Source organism: Cognataquiflexum nitidum (assembly GCF_022538055.1).
GTDB lineage: Bacteria > Bacteroidota > Bacteroidia > Cytophagales > Cyclobacteriaceae > Cognataquiflexum > Cognataquiflexum nitidum.
Genome location: NZ_JAKZAM010000025.1, coordinates 1 through 19971, shown reverse-complemented (window position 1 = coordinate 19971; position 19971 = coordinate 1). Strand labels below are relative to the sequence as shown.

At 42.6% G+C, this 19971-nt stretch carries 16 protein-coding genes; 14 read left to right on the top strand and 2 right to left on the bottom strand.

What is annotated here, in order from left to right:
- Positions 1-90 precede the first annotated feature (90 nt).
- The 10 genes from MMU07_RS15785 to MMU07_RS15740 all read left to right on the top strand — a co-directional run bounded on the left by MMU07_RS15785 (position 91) and on the right by MMU07_RS15740 (position 10057).
- Complete coding sequence (locus tag MMU07_RS15785; protein ID WP_241127066.1) at positions 91-2055, top strand: ComEC/Rec2 family competence protein; 1965 nt, start codon at positions 91-93, stop codon at positions 2053-2055.
- 73 nt (positions 2056-2128) lie between these two features.
- On the top strand, positions 2129-2905 hold the full coding sequence (locus tag MMU07_RS15780) for an enoyl-CoA hydratase/isomerase family protein (RefSeq protein WP_241127064.1): 777 nt from the start codon (positions 2129-2131) through the stop codon (positions 2903-2905).
- Position 2906: 1 nt separating this feature from the next.
- Positions 2907-4817, top strand: coding sequence for a RecQ family ATP-dependent DNA helicase (locus MMU07_RS15775; protein ID WP_241127062.1), 1911 nt, complete (start codon positions 2907-2909; stop codon positions 4815-4817).
- A complete protein-coding gene (locus MMU07_RS15770) occupies positions 4817-5410 on the top strand; it encodes a hypothetical protein (RefSeq protein ID WP_241127060.1) in 594 nt (197 codons plus the stop codon). Before MMU07_RS15775 ends, MMU07_RS15770 begins: the two co-directional genes overlap by 1 nt.
- Position 5411: 1 nt before the next feature.
- Positions 5412-5963 carry an NUDIX hydrolase gene (locus MMU07_RS15765; RefSeq protein ID WP_241127058.1) on the top strand — a complete coding sequence of 184 codons (552 nt, stop codon included), beginning with the start codon at positions 5412-5414 and terminating at the stop codon, positions 5961-5963.
- A gap of 180 nt (positions 5964-6143) precedes the next feature.
- Positions 6144-6593: an acyl-CoA thioesterase gene (locus MMU07_RS15760; RefSeq protein ID WP_241127057.1), complete on the top strand. Its 450-nt coding sequence runs from the start codon at positions 6144-6146 to the stop codon at positions 6591-6593.
- A gap of 54 nt (positions 6594-6647) precedes the next feature.
- Positions 6648-7334, top strand: coding sequence for a tetratricopeptide repeat protein (locus tag MMU07_RS15755; RefSeq protein WP_255737566.1), 687 nt, complete (start codon positions 6648-6650; stop codon positions 7332-7334).
- A complete protein-coding gene (locus MMU07_RS15750) occupies positions 7334-8296 on the top strand; it encodes an L-threonylcarbamoyladenylate synthase (RefSeq protein ID WP_241127052.1) in 963 nt (320 codons plus the stop codon). Before MMU07_RS15755 ends, MMU07_RS15750 begins: the two co-directional genes overlap by 1 nt.
- A 160-nt stretch (positions 8297-8456) precedes the next feature.
- On the top strand, positions 8457-9656 hold the full coding sequence (locus MMU07_RS15745; protein ID WP_241127042.1) for a phosphoglycerate kinase: 1200 nt from the start codon (positions 8457-8459) through the stop codon (positions 9654-9656).
- A gap of 167 nt (positions 9657-9823) precedes the next feature.
- Positions 9824-10057 carry a lipoprotein gene (locus MMU07_RS15740; protein ID WP_241127039.1) on the top strand — a complete coding sequence of 78 codons (234 nt, stop codon included), beginning with the start codon at positions 9824-9826 and terminating at the stop codon, positions 10055-10057.
- A gap of 16 nt (positions 10058-10073) precedes the next feature.
- Here the strand turns inward: MMU07_RS15740 and MMU07_RS15735 are convergent, their stop codons facing one another.
- A complete protein-coding gene (locus tag MMU07_RS15735) occupies positions 10074-12413 on the bottom strand; it encodes a glycoside hydrolase family 3 protein (RefSeq protein ID WP_241127037.1) in 2340 nt (779 codons plus the stop codon).
- A gap of 212 nt (positions 12414-12625) precedes the next feature.
- On the opposite strand from MMU07_RS15735, the gene MMU07_RS15730 reads away from it, so the two are divergent.
- Entirely contained in the window at positions 12626-16054 is a 3429-nt protein-coding gene (locus tag MMU07_RS15730) for a ThuA domain-containing protein (RefSeq protein ID WP_336246201.1), read from the top strand.
- A 408-nt stretch (positions 16055-16462) separates the two neighbouring features.
- Here MMU07_RS15730 and MMU07_RS15725 read toward each other — a convergent pair whose 3' ends face one another.
- The gene (locus tag MMU07_RS15725) at positions 16463-18415 is read right to left on the bottom strand and encodes a hypothetical protein (RefSeq protein ID WP_241127033.1); all 1953 of its coding nucleotides are present in this window, start codon (positions 18413-18415) and stop codon (positions 16463-16465) included.
- 167 nt (positions 18416-18582) lie between these two features.
- Here MMU07_RS15725 and MMU07_RS21735 point away from each other — a divergent pair, with 167 nt between their 5' ends.
- The 3 genes from MMU07_RS21735 to MMU07_RS21725 all read left to right on the top strand — a co-directional run bounded on the left by MMU07_RS21735 (position 18583) and on the right by MMU07_RS21725 (position 19480).
- Entirely contained in the window at positions 18583-18708 is a 126-nt protein-coding gene (locus MMU07_RS21735; RefSeq protein ID WP_255737520.1) for a hypothetical protein, read from the top strand.
- Between the two features lie 181 nt (positions 18709-18889).
- Complete coding sequence (locus MMU07_RS21730) at positions 18890-19015, top strand: hypothetical protein (protein ID WP_255737520.1); 126 nt, start codon at positions 18890-18892, stop codon at positions 19013-19015.
- 339 nt (positions 19016-19354) lie between these two features.
- Positions 19355-19480, top strand: a complete 126-nt coding sequence (locus MMU07_RS21725) for a hypothetical protein (protein WP_255737518.1) — start codon at positions 19355-19357, stop codon at positions 19478-19480.
- Positions 19481-19971: the final 491 nt, after the last annotated feature.

Below are 19971 nucleotides of genomic sequence, written 5' to 3'. Positions count from 1 at the left end.
ACAATATTAAACGTTTAAATTAGGGGAAAAGGAGTCAGGGATGATTCCTTTTTCTTTTTTTGTTTTTAAATTCCACGAAACATTGCTGCCATGCGTTTTTCGGAATTTCCATTTTTGCGATATGCTCTTTTCTTTATCCTCGGGATAGTTTTGTATCCTGTTTTAAGCCAAATCGGAATTTGGGTAATAATTGGAGCTGCAGCCGCTTCCGGTTTGATTTACCTCTCTTTGGTTTTTGCCAAAGACGATTACAGAAGGTATAGATTCCAAATCATCCTTCCACTTTTGGCTTACATCCAATTGGCTGCCGCCGGTTTTTTTTTCACTTATCAAAAAGACATCAAAAATCATCCAAACCATCTTCTGAATTCCAATAAAGAAATCAAGGCTTATATAGGTACGGTAATAAGCTATGACGAAGCAAAGCCCAATTCGATAGCAAACAGGAACAATGTCAAAAAGGTATTTGATGGGAATAGGTGGGAAGAAACGAAGGGTGAAGTACTGATTTATCACAGGTCAGAACAAGGGCTTTACTCGGGTGATTTGGTCTTGGTATCAGGTAGTCCTCAAAAAATCCAAGCGCCAAACAATCCTTTTGAATTTGATTACCGCAAATTCATGCAAAACCAAAAGGTTTCCCATCAGCATTTTATTGGAGAAAAATTTGAAAAAATAGGAAACCTGACTGAAAATCCCATCGAGGCTTTTTTTATCAGTATCAGATCCGAAATCCTCTCAGGAATGGACAGTCTCATACATGACAGGCAAGCAAATCAGATTGCAAAGGCGATTTTGTTAGGACAAAAGAAAGATATGGATCGGGATATTTCAGATGCCTATGTCACTGCCGGAGCCATGCATATTCTGGCAGTTTCGGGATTACATGTGGGGATCGTGTATGGGTTCTTTTTTCTATTCATAAAACCGTACAGGCTTAAAGTCAAAAAAAGGGTAATTTACCTCAGCATAATCATTTTATTGATTTGGGGGTATGCGTTGCTGACTGGAATGTCACCTTCAGTCATGCGGGCTGCGACGATGTTTTCACTGATGGCCATGGCACAGATGAAATCCCGCAATCCCTCGATATTCAACGCCATTGCTTTGTCAGCGGTAGTTTTATTACTGTATGATCCTTTTCTGATCTATGCTGTCGGTTTTCAGCTTTCCTACCTGGCACTGATCGGAATTTTGGTGATTCAGCCCTTATTGGTGCGTCTTTGGAGTCCTACAAATAGGATTGTCGACTATATTTGGCAAATTACAACAGTCAGTTTTGCCGCCCAACTAGCCACTTTCCCTATCTCTGCTTACTACTTTCACGTCTTCCCGACATATTTTGCAATCGCTAACTTGGTGGCCATTCCCGGGGCGTTTTTGATGATGGCTTTGGGAGTTCCCCTGATGCTTTTGATTAAAGTCCCTTATATTTCTTTGGTCTTGGCTTGGTTGACAGAAAAAACGATTATTGTGGTCAATACGCTGATTTTTTGGTTTCAGGAATTACCCGGTTCGAGGATTTCAGATATTTATTTTTCATCAGGGTTTATTTGGGTGTATTGGCTGATACTTTCAGTATTCATTTTACTTTGGCTCTATCCCGGAAGGAAAATGGCCTTTACTTTATTGGTATTGTTAGGATTGGTTGGGATAATGCGGTTTGTTTTTGCTTTTATTCCAAAGGAAAAAAATGAAATCACTTTATATGTTGCAGGAAAGGGATTTGCCATTGATTACCAAATTGGAGAAACGCTTTTTTGGTATGACCAAGCTTCAGAACAGGATATCAGCTTCAAGGTACTGCCAAACAGAAATGCATCCACGGCTAAATCCCGATTTCCAATGGTGGCTTTTGAAACCCCGAAGGGGCTTGAAGTTCCAATTCCCGGTCTTAATCAAAATCTGATTATTCAGAAGAATGTTTTTCGCTTACCGCGAGAGAGTGATTATTCAGTATATAGATGGGATGAAAAAAAATGGGAATCGATTCCCAAAACAGATTCCATTTTCTTGGACACCTATTCATACAAAATAATATTAAACTCTCTCTAACCTTGGAAGAGCAAAAGCAGTCGGTTATCTTTCAATTATAGATTTTCACAAGCTCGTAGAATTTCCCTTCGCCATGGACCAACCTATAATAACGCAGATCAAAGACAGGATAGGTTACATCATCCTCAACAGACCCGAAAAAAGAAATGCCTTAAACGGCGAAATGATCTCTTTTCTCGATGCTGCGCTTACGGATTTTGAAAGGGATGATACAGTCAAAGTAATTGTGATAAAAGCCGAAGGGAAAGTCTTTTGTTCAGGCGCTGACCTTGCGGCACTACATGCTCTTCAGTTTAATTCTTTCGAGGAAAACCTGATTGACAGCCGTGGCCTTAAAGACCTTTTTCACAAAATTTATACTTTCCCCAAGGTCATCATTGCTCAGATTCAGGGACATGCCTTGGCTGGTGGATGTGGCTTGGCAAGTATCTGTGATTTTTCATTTGCCGTTTCCGAAGCAAAATTTGGTTATACTGAAGTCAAAATCGGATTTATTCCCGCTATTGTCATGGTTTTTCTCCTTCGGAAAATCGGGGAAGGCAAAGCCAAGCAGCTGCTGCTGGAAGGGGACCTGATTTCTGCTACCTATGCCCAATCCATGGGTTTGATCAATAGGGTGGTGGAAGCTCCCGAATTGGAAGAAAAGGTTTATGGATTTGCACAAAAACTGATTGAACAAAACTCGGATGAAGCCATGTCGCTTACCAAAGAGATGATAGGAAGGGTGCAGGAAAGGACCTTGGAAGAAGCTTTGGAGTATGCTGCTTCCATGAATGCCAAGGCAAGGGGAACTGAAGATTGCAAAAAGGGAATTGCCGCGTTTCTGAAAAAAGAACAAATCAAATGGTAAATTGAAAGAAAAGGCTTTCCATATTCTCAGTACGGTTTTTGGATACAGTGACTTCCGTCCTGTTCAGTTGGATATCGTGCTTTCTGTTTTGGAAGGAAAGGATACACTTGCACTTTTGCCCACCGGTGGGGGAAAATCCATTTGTTTCCAGGTTCCGGCCCTGACGATGGACGGAATCTGTGTGGTGGTGAGCCCGCTGATTGCATTGATGAAAGATCAGGTGGACAACCTTCGGAAAAAGGGGGTTTTGGCTGCAGCGATTTATTCAGGGATGGGAAAAAGAGAGATCGATACCGTATTGGACAACTGCATTTACGGTAATTACAAGTTCCTTTACGTTTCCCCAGAGCGGCTCAAAACCGAGATTTTTATTGAGCGCTTCAAAAAAATGAAGGTCAATCTGATCGCTGTTGATGAAGCGCATTGCATCTCACAATGGGGATATGATTTCAGACCGCCTTATTTGGAGATTGCGCTGATCCGTGAATTTCACCCGAATGTTCCATGTCTTGCCCTGACTGCTTCCGCTACTTTGAAAGTAAAGGCAGACATCATTGAGAAGTTGGAGCTCAAAAAACCATCGGTCTTTGTTCGTTCTTTTTCCCGCAAAAACCTCAGCTATTCGGTCAGATTGGTGGAAAACAAGCTTGAAAAAGCCATTGAGATTCTGAATAAAATCCCCGGCTCGGCCATTATCTATGTCAGAAACCGGAAAGGCACCAAGGATATCGCCAATGTGCTCAATCAGATGGGGATATCGGCGAGTTTTTACCATGCCGGCCTAGACAATGAGACGAGAGACAAGCGGCAAAATGAATGGAAGAAAAACCAAATCCGGGTCATCGTCGCCACCAATGCTTTTGGGATGGGTATCGACAAGCCGGATGTCAGGTCAGTCATCCATATGGACCTGCCCGAAAACCTGGAAAACTACTATCAGGAAGCAGGCCGTGCAGGGCGGGACGAACACAAAGCTTATGGGGTTTTGCTCACCAATGAGCAGGACATGATGGTCTTGGAAGAGCGTGCCGCAATGGCTTATCCTCCGATTGATTTCTTGAAGAAAGTATACCAAAGTCTGGCAAACCAATACCGGATAGCGGTGGGAAGCGGATTTATGGTCAGTTATGATTTTGACATGTCTTCCTTTACGTCGACATATGGGCTTGATTTGCTGACAACGTATAATGCTTTGAAAGTTCTTCAGGAAGAAGCGTTTCTGGAACTGAATGAAAGTTTTTATTCGCCTTCGACCATTCATTTTTTGGTTGACCAAAGCAAACTATACGAATTTCAGATCGCCAATGCCAAATTGGACCCTTTGATCAAAGTCTTGATGCGAACCTACGGCGGGGAGCTTTTTGTCGAATACCTCAAAATCCAAGAATCTAAAGTGGCCAAAAACGCCAAGATGGAGGAGTCCGACCTGATCAAGCAACTCGAGTATTTGGATCAAGTGGGGATTTTGGCTTACCATCCCAGAAAAGACAAGCCCCAAATCACTTTTCTGACAGCAAGATTTGATGCCGGAAAACTTCCGTTGGATGCCAAAAGAATTGAGGAAAGGAGGCAAAACGCCATTTCCAAAGCCAAATCGATGGTAGGCTATATCAAAAATGTTTCTCTCTGCCGGGCAAATCAGATATCCTCTTATTTTGGGGAAGAAGGAGATGACTTTTGCGGAATTTGCGATGTCTGTCTGGAAAACAAGAAGCAACATGATACCGAAGCAGAAAAGGTCAGAAAAAAGATTATTCAAACTTTAAGTGGCGGAACCTTGTTTTCCCTTCATCAAATCCATGAAATCCCCGGCCTGAAAAACGATCCTTTTACAGTCAGGATTTTGAGAGAACTTGAAGAAGAGGGATTGATCATGACAGAACCAAACGGCACCTATAAAATCAAACACTGATGGCCTCATTTATTGATGATATTTTGGGGAAATTATTTCCTAAAAAATCAGCTCCCATGAACGTCAAAGAGAATTTTTCCCAATCCGAAGGGGAAAAGGACATGGTCGTGAATTGGATGGAATCAGAAGAGGGGTTGGCGATGCTGAAGCTCATCAACAAAAATTACCATTTCAAAAAGTCAGGAATCACGGGTTCCCCTGAGGTACATATCCTCAATTCTCCATATGCCAACGGATTCGCAGTTACTTTTGAAAGCCCTTTGGACGAAAAAACTTTTTCCAATCTTTTCTTTGCTTTTGGCAGACGAATGTTAGATTTGGGATATCATCGTGTAAGTCTGGACAGGAAAATGGAGGAAATTCAGGAAAATGTCAGGACTACTGAAAAACAGTATTTCAAGCCACCCCTGAGTAGCACTGATTTTTCCCAAAAGATTGACCAGATGTTTGGCAATGTGAGCATCGAAAAGGTCACTATCAACGATAAACCCAGCTTCCTCAAAGTTTTGGTCACGGTCTATTCAGATCATCTGTATCAAAACGCCAAGCCCTTTGACCAGTTTATCGACGATTTATTTCAAACCTACCCATAGTATGGACCGAAAATCACTTAGAGAAAACCTTGAAAATTATAGAACACCCTTTGAAGATGAATCTTCGTTTGTGGATGATTTCATCGAACTGACTTTTGATGACAATGCTTTTGTCAGGGAAAGGTTAGAGGGGCATTTTACCGGATCGGCTTGGATTGTCAATAAGAGAAGGACACATACACTATTGACTTTGCACCGCAAACTTAACAAATGGCTCCAACTCGGAGGCCATGCAGATGGGCATGAAAACCTTCTCGAAGTGGCCATGGCTGAAGCGCAGGAAGAAAGCGGGTTGACGTCTTTGAGGATTGTGGATTCAAGGATTTTTGACATCGACAGGCACACGATTCCACAGAGAGGCGATGTTCCTGAGCATTTCCATTATGATGTGCGGTTTTTGTTTGAGGCTGAAATGAACGAGCCTTTGCAGATTTCGGAAGAAAGCAAGGACCTTGCCTGGATACAGTTTGATGCAGTCGAAGATATGGTCGGTCCCAATCCGTCAATTTTGAGGATGTTGGAAAAAACCTCCAAATCAGAAATTTTGATGTAAGCAGAAAATATTTTAGATGGGTATCCTCTTCTTTGCCATTAATCCTATATTTTTCTTCAAACGGGACGGAAGACCGAAGTCGGAAGACGGATGTACCGGGCAATTAAGTCGGCAAACCAGAATTTGAATAGGTATCCTATCTACTGGCATCATTGCGAACACACATATAATTATTTATCCATGAATAAATATCAACCGGAGGATGTACTGTCCTCTTTTTCTTTTTCAGTCCCGATCCAGGTCCGTTTTTCGGATATCGATGGCTATATGCACGTCAACAACGGGATCTATTTCAATTATCTTGAGCATGCCAGGGCAGAATTTTTATTCAGGGTCTGCGAATGGGATATTTTTAAAGTAGGTACTGTAGTGGCCAATATCAATATTGACTATCGGACTCCTGTCCATGTTGAAGACAGGCCCGAGGTCTACGTAAAATGTACCGGAATCGGGAATACTTCTTTTGTATTGGAGCAGGTATTGATGGGAAAATCAAAAGACGGCGGGGATAAAATCTTTGCGCAAGCTTCCACCACCATGGTGTTTGTGGACATGCAGACCATGCGGCCGGTACCGGTACCCAAAGACTATGCTGCAAAATTGTTGGGAGAATCTTCCAAAGAGGCATAATTCTTTATCTTTGCCCAAAATTATAAACCTGTGAAAAAAAATCTCCTTTGCCTGATGGCCATTATCGCGTTTTGGTCCTGTAGTCCTTCCGAGCAAGAGCTCTTTGATGAGGGAATCAAAATGATGGAAACCGAGCAATATGACAAAGCCATTGGGTTCTTTGACAGGACCATCGAAAAAAATCCCGCAAATACCACCGCACTGAATGCCAAAGGAGTTGCCCTTTTCCAACAAAGTAAATTTGATGAAGCCATAGCCTCTTTTTCAGCTTCAATTGATGTGGATTCCACTTCTTACAAACCATACTTCAACAGAGGCAATGCCTATCTGGAGAAAAAATCCTACAAAGAAGCCCTGTTGGATTACATTACCGCCAATGGACTTGATCCAAAACAAAACGACATTTACTACAACAGAGGCCTTGCCTTATTGGCTTTGGAACAATATGAAGATGCCATCTTCGATTTTGATGTGGCGCTACAGGCCGATCCAAACAATGCCTTGGCACAATTCAACAAAGCAAAAGCTCAGCTTGGCAACAATGACCCTGTCTCAGCCATCAACTCACTGATCAATACAGTCAACCTAGACAAGCAAAACGGAGCGGCTTATTACCTTTTGGGTGTGACGCAGATGAGTGCTTTCGGTCAGAAAGAAGACGGTTGTGCCAATCTCAAGCTTGCCTTGAGCTTAGGATATGCGGAAGCAAAGACTTGGATAGACGATTTTTGTAAAGAATAATGGCCATAATCGGTAAGGACATATCGAAAGCAAAAACCCTGCTCGAGCAAGGACAATTGGTCGGAATTCCAACCGAAACGGTTTATGGATTGGCTGGTAATGCCCTCAATCCTGATGCTGTGGCAATGATTTTTGCAACCAAAAACCGACCGGATTTTGATCCTTTGATCTTGCACACTTCCGCCATGCAACGGGTCAATGATTTTGTCAAAGAAATCCCTTTTCCTTTGGATTTATTGGCATCGAAATTTTGGCCGGGGCCACTGACTTTGCTTCTGCCAAAAAAGGAAATTGTACCTGACTTGGTTACCAGCGGGTTGGATACAGTGGCAGTAAGGGTGCCTAGTCATCCACTGACCAACGAACTGCTATCAGAATTGGATTTTCCCTTGGCAGCTCCGAGTGCCAATCCCTTCGGCTACATCAGTCCTACCAAAGCAAGCCATGTCAATGACCAATTGGGGGACAAAATCGCCTTTATCCTTGACGGAGGGGACTGTGAAGTCGGACTGGAAAGTACCATTGTAGGATTGGAAGAAGGGGAAGTGACAGTGTACCGTTTGGGAGGTTTGGACCTGAATGCCATCCGGGAAGTGGTCGGCGAAGTGAAAGTAATGACGCATTCGAGCTCCAATCCAAAGTCACCGGGAATGCTCAAGAGCCATTATTCCCCAAAAAAACCATTTATTCTTGGTGAATTAGAAGATCTTGTGTTGGAATATTCCACAAAAGGAATTCCATTCGCGATTTTATCTTTCTATCAAAAATATCCATCCCTAGTTCCATCCAAACAAATCCAACTGAGCCAAACAAAGGATTTGAATGAGGCAGCAAAAAATCTATTTGCAGCCATGAGGGCTTTGGATACCATGGATGTTTCCGTAATTTTATCAGAGCTTTTGCCTGATGAAGGATTGGGTAGGGCGATCAATGACAGGCTACGGAGAGCGGCTGTGCAGTAGGCAGTTTTCAGTAGGCGGTATTCTAGTTTTCAGAATTTTATGAAAAGTCAAAATCAAGAATTTAGCACAACTTCTTACTTCTTACCTCCAAACTTCCAAACCTCCAACTTCCCACTTCCCACTTCCATACATCTTCAAAACCTTTTAAACAACAATAAATATGAACAACAGAATCAAAAGTGTGGACAATCTTGATTTTAAGGGTAAAAAAGCCCTTGTCAGGGTAGATTTCAATGTCCCTTTGGATGAGCATCAAAACGTATCGGACGATACCCGGATAAGTGCGGCTGTTCCTACGATCGAGAAAATACTGAAAGACGGCGGTTCAGTGATCCTGATGTCGCATCTTGGAAGGCCAAAAGATGGTCCTGTAGAGAAATATTCCCTAAAACATGTCATCAATAATCTCCAAAAATTATTGGGACAATCCGTGAAATTTGCGCCGGACTGTATCGGTGAGGAAGCCAAAAACCTGGCTGCAGGCTTGAAACCGGGGGAAGTGCTTTTGCTTGAAAATCTCAGGTTTTACAAGGAAGAAGAAAAAGGAGATGAAGCTTTTGCAGAAAAGCTTTCCAAATTGGGTGATGTGTATGTGAATGATGCCTTTGGCACCGCCCACCGTGCGCATGCTTCCACGGCTGTGATTGCCAAATTTTTCAGTACCAAAGCTGCCGGTTACCTGATGATTTCAGAGCTTGATAATTCTGACAAAGTTCTTGAAAATCCTGAGCGACCATATACTGCCATCATGGGTGGAGCGAAGATTTCGGATAAGATTTTGATCATCGAAAGGTTATTGGACAAAGTAGATAACCTCATCATCGGTGGTGGCATGTCCTATACTTTCTCTAAAGCAAAAGGCGGAAATATCGGAGATTCTCTCTGCGAGCCTGACAAGTTGGACTATGTGTTAGAGTTGATGAAAAAGGCAGAGCAAAAAGGGGTGAAAATCATCCTTCCATTGGACACGGTTACTTCTAAGTCTTTTGCCAATGATGCCGAACAGGGTTTGGCCAAAGCCGGAGAAATTCCCGACAATTGGATGGGATTGGATATCGGGCCGGAGACAAGAAAATTGTTTGGTGAGGTCATCAAAAACTCCAAAACCATTCTTTGGAACGGCCCAATGGGGGTTTTTGAAATGAGCAGTTTCTTAAATGGGACTGTTTCTGTAGCCCAAGCCATCGCAGAAGCAACGGAAGCAGGAGCATTTTCCCTCATCGGCGGGGGTGATTCGGCCGCGGCTGTCAACAAATTCGGTTTTGGTGACAAAGTGTCTTATGTATCCACCGGGGGAGGTGCATTGCTAGAGCACATGGAAGGCAAAGTGTTGCCGGGAGTGGCAGCTTTGATGCCTTGATAAAAGCTAATAGAAAGTAAGTGAAAATATTACGATAAAAGGCCGACAAAATCGGCCTTTTTTTATTTATCTTTTTTGCAATAAATGATTCTAGAAAGAATAATCCAATCCTCCTTGCGTTTTGCTACAAAATTGTAATTTTGGCCATAATTGTTAAATCTTCATCCATGAAAAAAATCTTTTTAGCTTTCATTATTGCCTTGGTATTGTCAGGTTGCCTCTCAGATATTGAAGAAATTACAGGTACCTGCACCGTCCTTCTAAAAGACGGGACTATCCTGGAAATCAGTCAGGACATCAGGCAGGATACAAAAACAGGAACCATAACTTACCGTGATGAGGACGGTAAATTATGGTCCATATTCAAAGAAGACTATGAGTCTTTCGAATGCGGTTCTTGATTTCCGCGAAGGGCTTTTACTTTTTTTGGTACTTTTCAGTTCTTGAGTCTTTGATTACTCCTTTCCAATTTAGCCCAAAAGCAAAATTGTAAGTGTTTCCTGCCTCATCCACATGGCAATCCATGTCATGTGCCACATCTTCAAATTGGCGCTCTACGGTCTCCATATTGGCAGGCATCTGTATCGGCAATAATCCGCTTGGTTCTGCTGCACCTGATAAAATATCCAAAATTGCCTGATCCTGAACATTGAAGTGGAGGATGATACCCTGAACTTCTTTTTCAAATTCTGAAAAAACCATTGGGTTGGAAGCCGAAATGATGGCTACAACAGGTTTTCCGTTCATGGCTTTTTTGGTATCCATGATGTTTTGAAGGTCTTTCAGATTGGATGCTGTGATGGTTTTGTTTTTGTAAGACCTGTTGGTAACCTGTGGAGCTAGTACAGGATCTCCTGCCGCAATGCTTTGTTCTCGGGCAGTAGCCGCAGTATATGTGCCGTATTGGAGACTGATAGGGACATAACCATTGCCTCCGTTCATCCTGTCAGCAGGGTCATAGCCTGTTCCGGACTCGGGATTGCTGACAAAGACCAAGGCAAAATCTGCTTCTTCGGGATTATCGGTAACCTGAAAGTATTTTTTGGCGATTTCAAGGTTCAACGCATCAACCCATTGTTCTTCCGATTTGACTCCCCACCAATTGGTAGTGGACGGAATAAATTTCTTAGGGATAAAGACCTTGCTGTTTTTGACGATAGGAAGGACGTTTTCTTTATTCTTCAACATGACCACTGACTTGACTTGGGCCTGAAATCCTTCTTCCATAAACACAGGATTTCCAACAGTTTCCTTGGTATGGGAGATTTCGAGGTAGGGGTTTTCAAATAATCCGGCCTGGAAAATATTCCTCAACAACCTCACCGCTGACTTTTCAAATCTTGCTCTCATCCATTCTTCTCCGTGTTCTTTTACGCCTAACTGATAAGCCTCCAAGACGGGTTTGATGTCATTGTTGCCGCCAAACTGATCCCCTCCTGCCATGATGACCCTGTAATGTCTCTCCGCGATGCTGGCAGTTTCCATACCCCACGGTTTTCCGGCAAAGACTTCGACATTGTCTCTTTCATTGCCTGTCACTCCCCAATCGGTACAGACGACGCCTTCATACCCATATTTTCCTCTCAATAAATCTGTAATGAGATATTCGCTGTAGGCATTGGCTACATTTTCTCCGTTTTTGCTGTCCTGCCCATAAGAAATGGTATAGTAGGGCATGACTGCTGAGGCAGATTTGGTTTTTCCGGTCAGTTTAAATGCGCCTTCAGTGAAGGGTACCAAATGTTCTTCGAAGTTGTTCCCGGGATACACCGCAAACTTTCCATAAGCAAAATGTCCGTCCCTTCCTCCTTCTTCAGGCCCGCCACTTGGCCAGTGTTTGACCATGGCATTGACACTTTGAAAGCCCCAACCTCCAGAGATTTCATATTCAGGTGCAGAAGACTGAAACCCGTCTACGTATCCCCTTGCCATGTCCGCCGATAGTCTTGAATCCTCTCCAAAAGTGCCTTTCAACCTGTTCCACCTTGGTTCGGTACCGAGATCTATCTGCGGAGAAAGTGCTGTCGTCAATCCCAAAGCCCGATATTCTATGGAAGCTACTTCTCCAAATCTTTGCACCAAATCCGGATCAAATGTTGCTGCCAATCCAAGAGCTTCAGGCCACATGGAGATATTGCCTCCTGCACCTGCGTTGTATTCCGTACTCGCGATTGGGCTATGTCTTGGATCTGAACTGTTGTTGGTTGGAATCCCCATACCCAAACCTTCGACATAAGCTTGGGCATTGTTGTTCCATTGGGCAGCTACTTCGGGGCTTTCTACCCTAGTGATCAGGACATGCCTGAGATTGTCTTCTGTCAAAAACTTCTTTTGTTGGTCGGAAAGTGAGGAAGAAGGCATGCCGCTCTCAGGAAATGGTTTTCCCTGGTAAGTACCTGCACCAAATCCCACCGGTGCAGCAGGGATGGCCTGATGGGAACTGTAGAGCATCAGTCCTGCGATCTGTTCGACTGACAACTTGGACGCTAGGTCTGTTGCCCTTTCCTCGAAGGAAAGCCTCCAGTCTTCGTATTTGTCAAGTTCTCCGTTCTTGTTCAGGTCCTTGAATTTCAATCCTTTTTCATCAATAATGTTGACACCCGAAGATTTTGAGTAACCGAGTTTAGCACCTGCTGATTGGCTTATGATAGTGATATTTTCATCTAATTGGGTTTCTTCCACCACATTTTTTTCACAGGACATCAACATGGCTGTTATGGCAAACATGGGGATGGTTTTTTTGGTTATTTGTTTCATGGTCAGCGTATTTATATCCAAATGTATTTCAAAATGTAAAAAATACATAATGAAATTTTTTCACCTCGTATTTATTGCTTAATATTTGCGATTGGTTTTAAAAATTAAACCAATCTTACGGCCAAATGCCCATTTAAATGATTCATTTGCAAGCTCATTGAGAATCTCCTTATATTTCCAAAAAACAATAACCTATGTTAACCTTGAATTCCTTGAAAAGAAGTTTATTTCTTCTAGTGATGGTCTTGGTGGTTTTTTCTTCCTGTAACAAAAGAAGTGGAAAACCAAAAGTCCTTGTATTTAGTAAAACAGCCGGATTTTACCATGAATCCATCGTGGATGGGGTGGCTGCCATTCAAAAACTGGGTGCAGAAAACGAGTTTGAGGTGGATACCACGACCAACGCCGAAATGTTTACAGAGGAGAACCTGAAGCAATATTTAGCTGTCATTTGGTTGAGTACCACAGGTGATGTGCTCAACCATTATCAGGAAGCAGATTTTGAGAGATATATCCAAGCAGGAGGAGGCTATGTAGGAATCCACGCAGCAGCGGATACAGAATATGAGTGGGGATGGTACAGTAGACTTGCCGGCGCTAATTTTTCTTATCATCCCGGCATTGGTGACCCACATCCAAATGTTCAGGATGGTAAATTGAATGTCACAGACAGAAACCATCCCACGACCCGTTTTTTACCTGAGATTTGGAACAGAAGAGACGAATGGTATCATTTCCAAAAGCTGAATCCTGATGTCAATGTATTGATGGACATTGATGAATCAAGCTACTTGCACACCAAACCTATGGGATTCCATCCGATGGCTTGGTACCATGAGTTTGATGGTGGAAGGGCATTCTATACCGCAGGAGGGCATACCAAAGAATCATATTCGGAGGAATTATTCCTTCAGCATATATTGGAAGGAATCAAGTATGCTATCGGTGAAAACAAAGAGTTAGATTATTCCAAAGCAAAGACCCAAAGGGTTCCTGAAGAAAACAGGTTTGAGAAAATCAACCTTGTAGTCGGTGAATTTACCGAACCTACGGAAATGACCATTTTGCCCAATCTTGACATCTTGATAGCCCAGAGAAGAGGTGAGGTCATGCTGTACAAAAACGGCGATTCCACGGCGAAGGAGATTGCAAAACTTGACGTGTATTGGAAAACAAGTACGCCTGGTGTCAATGCCGAGGAAGGTTTGATGGGGATTCAAAAAGATCCTAATTTTGCTAAGAACAATTACATTTTCATGTTTTACAGCCCTACCGGCAAGGAAGTCAACAGGCTTTCCAGGTTCAAATTTGAAAATGACAAGCTGGACTTGGCTTCTGAAAAAATCATCTTGGAACTGTATTCCCAAAGGGAAATTTGCTGCCATACCGGAGGGTCCATTGCTTTTGACAAGGATGGTTTGCTTTACCTTTCGACAGGTGACAACTCCACGCCTTTTGACCAGAAAGACAGCAAATTTGTCAACAGAGGCTTTGCACCTTTGGACAACAGAGATGGTTTCGAGCAATATGACGCTAGGAGAAGCTCGGGAAATGCCAATGACCTTCGTGGAAAGATATTGAGAATCAAAGTCAATGAAGATGGTAGCTATGATATTCCTGAAGGCAATCTATATCCAAAGGGTACAGAAGGCACAAGACCTGAAATATATGTTCAGGGAAACAGAAATCCTTATAGAATTTCCGTCGATCAAAAAACCGGATTCCTTTATTGGGGAGAAGTAGGTCCTGATGCTGCCAACGACAGCTTGGATACTCGAGGTCCACGGGGCTATGACGAAGTCAATCAGGCAAGAAAAGCGGGCAATTTTGGTTGGCCGTATTTTGTGGGCAACAATTATCCTTACAGGGAATTCGACTATACCACCGGAACTCCGGGAACTCCTTTTGATCCTGAAAAACCTACCAACAATTCCAAAAACAATACCGGGGTGAAAGTAGTGGCACCTTTGTCTCCTGCTTTCATTTGGTATCCATATGGGGTTTCTCCGGAATTTCCACAGTTGGGCACAGGCGGAAGAAATGCCATGGCAGGTCCGGTTTATTACTCAGACATGTATCCTGCCGATACCAGATATCCTTCCTACTATGACGGGAAGTTCTTTATGTATGATTGGGTAAGGGGTTGGATCAAAGTAGTGACGATGTTGCCAAATGGTGACTTTGACAAAATGGAGCCTTTTATGTCCAAGACCAAATTCAATGCCTTGATAGACATGGAAGTAGGTCCTGATGGGAAAATTTACGTCTTGGAATATGGGAATGGTTGGTTTACCAAAAATGCAGATTCCGGTTTGGCTAGAATCGATTTTAACGCAGGAAACAGAACACCGGTGGTTCAGTCCATTTCAGTTGATCAGAAATCCGGTTCCATTCCTTTCACTGCTACATTTACCGTAGAGGCCAATGATCCTGAAAATGATCCTATGAGTTTTGTATGGGATCTTGGAAACGGTGAGACTGTGACTACCTCAGAGCCAAAACTGACGCATACTTTCAGTGCCGTCGGGGATTATGATGTACAGGTGACTGTAAGTGATCCCGGTAAGTTGAGTGCGAAAAGTACCATTGCTTCTGTCTATGCAGGAAATATCGCACCGATAGTCAACATTCAAATCAAAGGAAACCAGACTTTCTATTTCCCTGGCAAAAAAGTGGCGTATTCCGCCACTGTATCTGATCCGGATGATGCAGAAGCAGGTAATGATCTTTCCACATTATATTTATCAGCAGATTACATCTCAGGATTGGATCAGGCAGAGGCAGCCAAAGGCCACCTCATCATGACAGATGCCATGACCGGAAAAAGTATCATCAGTTCTCTGACTTGTAAGACTTGCCACAAAGAAGATGAAGCATCGATCGGCCCTGCCTATGTTGATGTGGCAAGAAAATATAGAAGAAACCCTGAAGCTGCCACGGCTTACCTTGTCAATAAAATCCAAAAAGGTGGAGGCGGTGTCTGGGGTGAAACAGTGATGCCTGCAAATCCAAACTTGAAAAATGAGGACGCCAAAAAAGTGGTAGCTTACATCCTTTCGCTCGGACGCAGAGATGCTGTGGAGAAGCCTTCCTTGCCTGCCACCGGATCTGTTGACCCTATTGTAGGAAAAACCCTGAGTGATAATGGTGTGTTTGTCCTTTCAGGAAGCTTTACCGACCGTGGAGGAGAAGGTGTCAAACCTTTGACCGGAAACAGTGCAGTAACCCTCCGGAATCCAAAAATGGGAATGGATCAGGCCAAAAATCTTGTTGATTTCTCTACCATGACTTTTGGAGGGATGACCTTAATGATGATTCCTGATAAGGAGGCATCCTTTTCTTTCCAGGGAATTGACCTGACTGATGTAGCCTCTATCCAAGTATTGGGAGGTGGTCAGGAACCTAGTAAAGAGGGTTTTGTCATTGAAGTCAGATTGGATTCACCTTCAGGTAAGAAAATCGGCGAAACCAAGTTGATGACTTATCCTGGTGGTCCCGGAGGACGCGCAGGAGGAATGACTAACATCGCCATTGAGCCAATTACTGATGGCAAAAAGCATGATGTTTATTTCGTCACCAGACCTGCTGTGGCAGGAGAACCCTCAGCGATTTTGGTTTCAGCAGAATTCAAAGCAAAGTAAAATTCAACCAAAAGGGCATTAAACAGTACACCTGATTTATAGCCAAATGAAATGCCCCAAGAAGATCAATCGATTTTCTTGGGGCTTTCTTAATTATGAGAGGCTGTCAGATAAGTTTAGGAAACGTGGCAGTCAAAGGGGTGCAAAGTTGCATTTGTTGTTTCCAAGTGGGCATTTCAAAATCATTCAAACCACAGTAAAATGGGTCAAGCACGAAGGAATAATAGGAAGGTTTTGTCAGCTTTGAGGTTGATAACATGGATTGGATACTCACATTCAGGAGATTTTGATTATAAGTCAAGCTCAAATCTTATTCAACCTTATCGAAAATTGGGAAGTCCTGATGTCCTAAATAAAGCAATCTTTAAATTATGACTAATTATCCCCAGGAAGGGAGACTCATCGAATTCAATTTTCCAAAAATTCTCTGAGTTTTGCATCATAATCCATAAAGGCCGGATAAGAATGGAGAAGTACCTTTACGTCAATTCCTTTTTGTTGCAAACCTTCGGATAGGCGCTCAGCTGTCAAAAACTTTTTTTCAATAAATAGCTCAACGATTGCTTTGAAAGCTACTTTGTTTTGTTCTAGTAGGCCTTCTGCTAGGTCAGTTGCTTTTTGCAACTGGAAACTTACCCATTGTTTGACACGGTCATCTTCTTCCTGTAAAACCCCATTGCCTTTGGTTATTGATTCAAATGTAGCATCAAATCCTGCAACCGAACCCTCTCGAGATGCTCCTACCAACCTACGAGTGGCAGTCTTTAAGTCCGTTTCGCAACCTGTAGTATTATTGCCTTTTCCGAAAACCAATTCTTCTGCCTTTTTGCCTGCCAATAGCACGGCAGCGTCTCTGATCAAATATTCATAATCTTCAAAATCATAATAAGTATTTCCCTCTACAAAGCCCCCCGAAAAATGGTCTGATGAGGTGATTGTAAGGTTTTTGGGAAACTTTCCAAAAAGGATAGAATATACCAGGGCATGACCTGCTTCGTGTACAGCAGTTATGGCAGTGTAACGTGGGTTTAGTTTTTTCCTTTTGGCTTCTTTGACAGGAAGATGCAACCTCTTTTTGGATGTTATAATCCCATCAGACCGAAGGATGAGATCATCTGACTCAAGGTCCACATATAGCCTGCTGCCATATTCATAATAACAGCTGTGGAGCATATCTACCAAAGAAGATTCGATAATATAGTGTATGCTGGAGCGTAATGGCCTGAATCCCTGCGTAGCTGTGACGCCTTCTTCATAGAGCATTTCATTTACCCTGCTGCTAAAATCCAACTGACACTGATAGGCATTTTCAAACCTGGCAGCGATCTCCTGTAATTCATGCTCAATAAATCTGCGGTAAACTTGGCTGTTAAGGGAAGGATAAATAATATGGATATTTCCAAGTCTAGCGATTTCTTCCATCCTAAACCTCTCTTTCAAAGCCTCTTTCACATTGCTAAAGGTGATTTTTTTACTATCTTCATACATCAGGTCCGGATCCTGATCTGCCGATACTATCCCGCTCATACCAAACGCCTCATCCAAATTTCCCAACACAAAAATCAGCGATTTCGAAAAATCCAATTCAGTGGTGACACAGGCTTTCTTTTCCACTTTTTTGATATAATCCACTAACTCCTGTCCGTCAAGTTGGAATAAAAAATCTCTGAAAAGAGGCCTGTAGGGAAAATCTAATCGGACAATTTCATGAAGATTTTCAATGTCTGACTTGGGGATAAAATCCCTTTCTTCCATCTCTGAGGAAGACCTGTGCCTCGGTTCATCGGTAGCCATGATGTTTTGGTAGGTAGTCCAGCCCTCTACTACTTTTCCACCCACTACTTTTACACCCCTTTCCAGGCATATTTCCAATCCAACGACCAGATTTCTGAGAGATTTGATATCATGCCAACCGGGAGAAAAACTAAATTTCCCATTATCCATTAACTGCCATATCATTCGGTCGATAGGGGTTTCCATTTCTTTTGTCCCATCTACCATCGTTTTGGCATGTTGAAATTCATCAAATATAAATACGGAGGGCTTTCCATTGAGTGAGTACATGTATTCCATGGAATTTAACATGTCCCTTACATTATTTTTACTTCCCATATTAAATGACACCACACTCTCGTCATTGTCCCAAAGTTTTAAGAATCGCTTTACCAAGGAAGTCTTTCCTACTCCGGTCAAACCCCATAAATTGACTACAAGAGGACTTTTCTGACTGTCTGCCATGCAGCACCAGGGATTGACGGCCTGAATAAATTGATCAATTATTTCATCCAAACCAATAAATTCTGTTTTGAGCTTATCCTTGATGCTTTCAAGTCTAAAGGATATTCCAGTAAGTTGTTCCATAGTAATATTGAGATTTAAAGGCAAAGGTATTTCAATTCCCTATGCCTGAGTTTTGTTTGCAAGCTTGCAATTCATATTGCCGGTATATTTAGGTCTTATTGACCAAAGCTTCTTAAATTAGCCTTTTCCTTTGCCGGCATTAATTTTTTCCCGCAGACATCGCAGAAATGAAAGTCCTACTGCTTTTTGTTTTCTCCATTCTACTCCTAATTGTTCACTGCGATGCCTGCCAAGGTTTGGTGGAAGGTGAAAACGTAGGTTCTTCTGTTTTCTTTGTTCCTATTGTGGTTTAATATTTCCCGCAGATACCGCAGACACCGCAGAAATGAAAGCCCTACTGCTTTTTGTTTTCCCCAATCCACTCCTAATTTTTCACCGCTAAGACATAGGAGAAGGTGAAAACGTAGGTTCTTCTGTTTTCTTTGTCCCTATTGTGGTTTATTATTTCCCGCAGATGGCGCAGACATCGCAGAAATGAAAGTCCTACTGCTTTTTGTTTTCTCCATTCTACTCCTAATTGTTCACTGCGATGCCTGCCAAGGTTTGGTGGAAGGTGAAAACGTAGGTTCTTCTGTTTTCTTTGTTCCTATTGTGGTTTAATATTTCCCGCAGATACCGCAGACACCGCAGAAATGAAAGCCCTACTGCTTTTTGTTTTCCCCAATCCACTCCTAATTTTTCACCACTAAGACATTGGAGAAGGTGAAAACATAGGTTCTTCTGTTTTCTTTGTTCCTATTGTGGTTTATTATTTCCCGCAGATGGCGCAGACACCGCAGAAATGAAAGCCCTACTGCTTTTTGTTTTCTCCAATCAATTCCTAATTGTTCACTGCGATGCCTGCCAAGGTTTGTGAGAAGGTGAAAACGTAGGTTCTTCTGTTTTCTTTGTCCCTATTGTGGTTTATTATTTCCCGCAGATGGCGCAGACACCGCAGAAATGAAAGTCCTACTGCTTTTTGTTTTCCCCAATCAATTCCTAATTGTTCACTGCGATGCCTGCCAAGGTTTGGGAGAAGGTGAAAACGTAGGTTCTTCTGTTTTCTTTGTTCCTATTGTGGTTTAATATTTCCCGCAGATACCGCAGACACCGCAGAAATGAAAGCCCTACTGCTTTTTACTTTCCTCAATCAATTCCTAATTGTTCACTGCGATGCCTGCCAAGGTTTGGTAGAATGTGAAAACGTAGGTTCTTCTGTTTTCTTTGTTCCTATTGTGGTTTAATATTTCCCGCAGATACCGCAGACACCGCAGAATTGAAAGCCCTACTGCTTTTTGTTTTCCCCAATCAATTCCTAATTGTTCACTGCGATGCCTGCCAAGGTTTGGTGGAAGGTGAAAACGTAGGTTCTTCTGTTTTCTTTGTCCCTATTGTGGTTTAATATTTCCCGCAGATACCGCAGAAATGAAAGTCCTACTGCTTTTTGTTTTCCTCAATCAATTCCTAATTGTTCACTGCGATGCCTGCCAAGGTTTGGGAGAAGGTGAAAACGTAGGTTCTTCTGTTTTCTTTGTTCCTATTGTGGTTTAATATTTCCCGCAGATACCGCAGACACC

What these genes read in the sequence shown, in the direction of transcription:
- MMU07_RS15765 (WP_241127058.1), top strand. Translation starts at nt 5,412, where the DNA reads ATGGACCGAAAATCACTTAGAGAAAACCTTGAAAATTATAGAACACCC.
- MMU07_RS21730 (WP_255737520.1), top strand. Translation starts at nt 18,890, where the DNA reads ATGAAAGTCCTACTGCTTTTTGTTTTCTCCATTCTACTCCTAATTGTT.
- MMU07_RS21735 (WP_255737520.1), top strand. Translation starts at nt 18,583, where the DNA reads ATGAAAGTCCTACTGCTTTTTGTTTTCTCCATTCTACTCCTAATTGTT.
- MMU07_RS15755 (WP_255737566.1), top strand. Translation starts at nt 6,648, where the DNA reads ATGGCCATTATCGCGTTTTGGTCCTGTAGTCCTTCCGAGCAAGAGCTC.
- MMU07_RS15780 (WP_241127064.1), top strand. Translation starts at nt 2,129, where the DNA reads ATGGACCAACCTATAATAACGCAGATCAAAGACAGGATAGGTTACATC.
- MMU07_RS15745 (WP_241127042.1), top strand. Translation starts at nt 8,457, where the DNA reads ATGAACAACAGAATCAAAAGTGTGGACAATCTTGATTTTAAGGGTAAA.
- MMU07_RS15735 (WP_241127037.1), bottom strand. Translation starts at nt 12,413, where the DNA reads ATGAAACAAATAACCAAAAAAACCATCCCCATGTTTGCCATAACAGCC.
- MMU07_RS15750 (WP_241127052.1), top strand. Translation starts at nt 7,334, where the DNA reads ATGGCCATAATCGGTAAGGACATATCGAAAGCAAAAACCCTGCTCGAG.
- MMU07_RS15770 (WP_241127060.1), top strand. Translation starts at nt 4,817, where the DNA reads ATGGCCTCATTTATTGATGATATTTTGGGGAAATTATTTCCTAAAAAA.
- MMU07_RS21725 (WP_255737518.1), top strand. Translation starts at nt 19,355, where the DNA reads ATGAAAGTCCTACTGCTTTTTGTTTTCCCCAATCAATTCCTAATTGTT.
- MMU07_RS15725 (WP_241127033.1), bottom strand. Translation starts at nt 18,415, where the DNA reads ATGGAACAACTTACTGGAATATCCTTTAGACTTGAAAGCATCAAGGAT.
- MMU07_RS15740 (WP_241127039.1), top strand. Translation starts at nt 9,824, where the DNA reads ATGAAAAAAATCTTTTTAGCTTTCATTATTGCCTTGGTATTGTCAGGT.
- MMU07_RS15785 (WP_241127066.1), top strand. Translation starts at nt 91, where the DNA reads ATGCGTTTTTCGGAATTTCCATTTTTGCGATATGCTCTTTTCTTTATC.
- MMU07_RS15760 (WP_241127057.1), top strand. Translation starts at nt 6,144, where the DNA reads ATGAATAAATATCAACCGGAGGATGTACTGTCCTCTTTTTCTTTTTCA.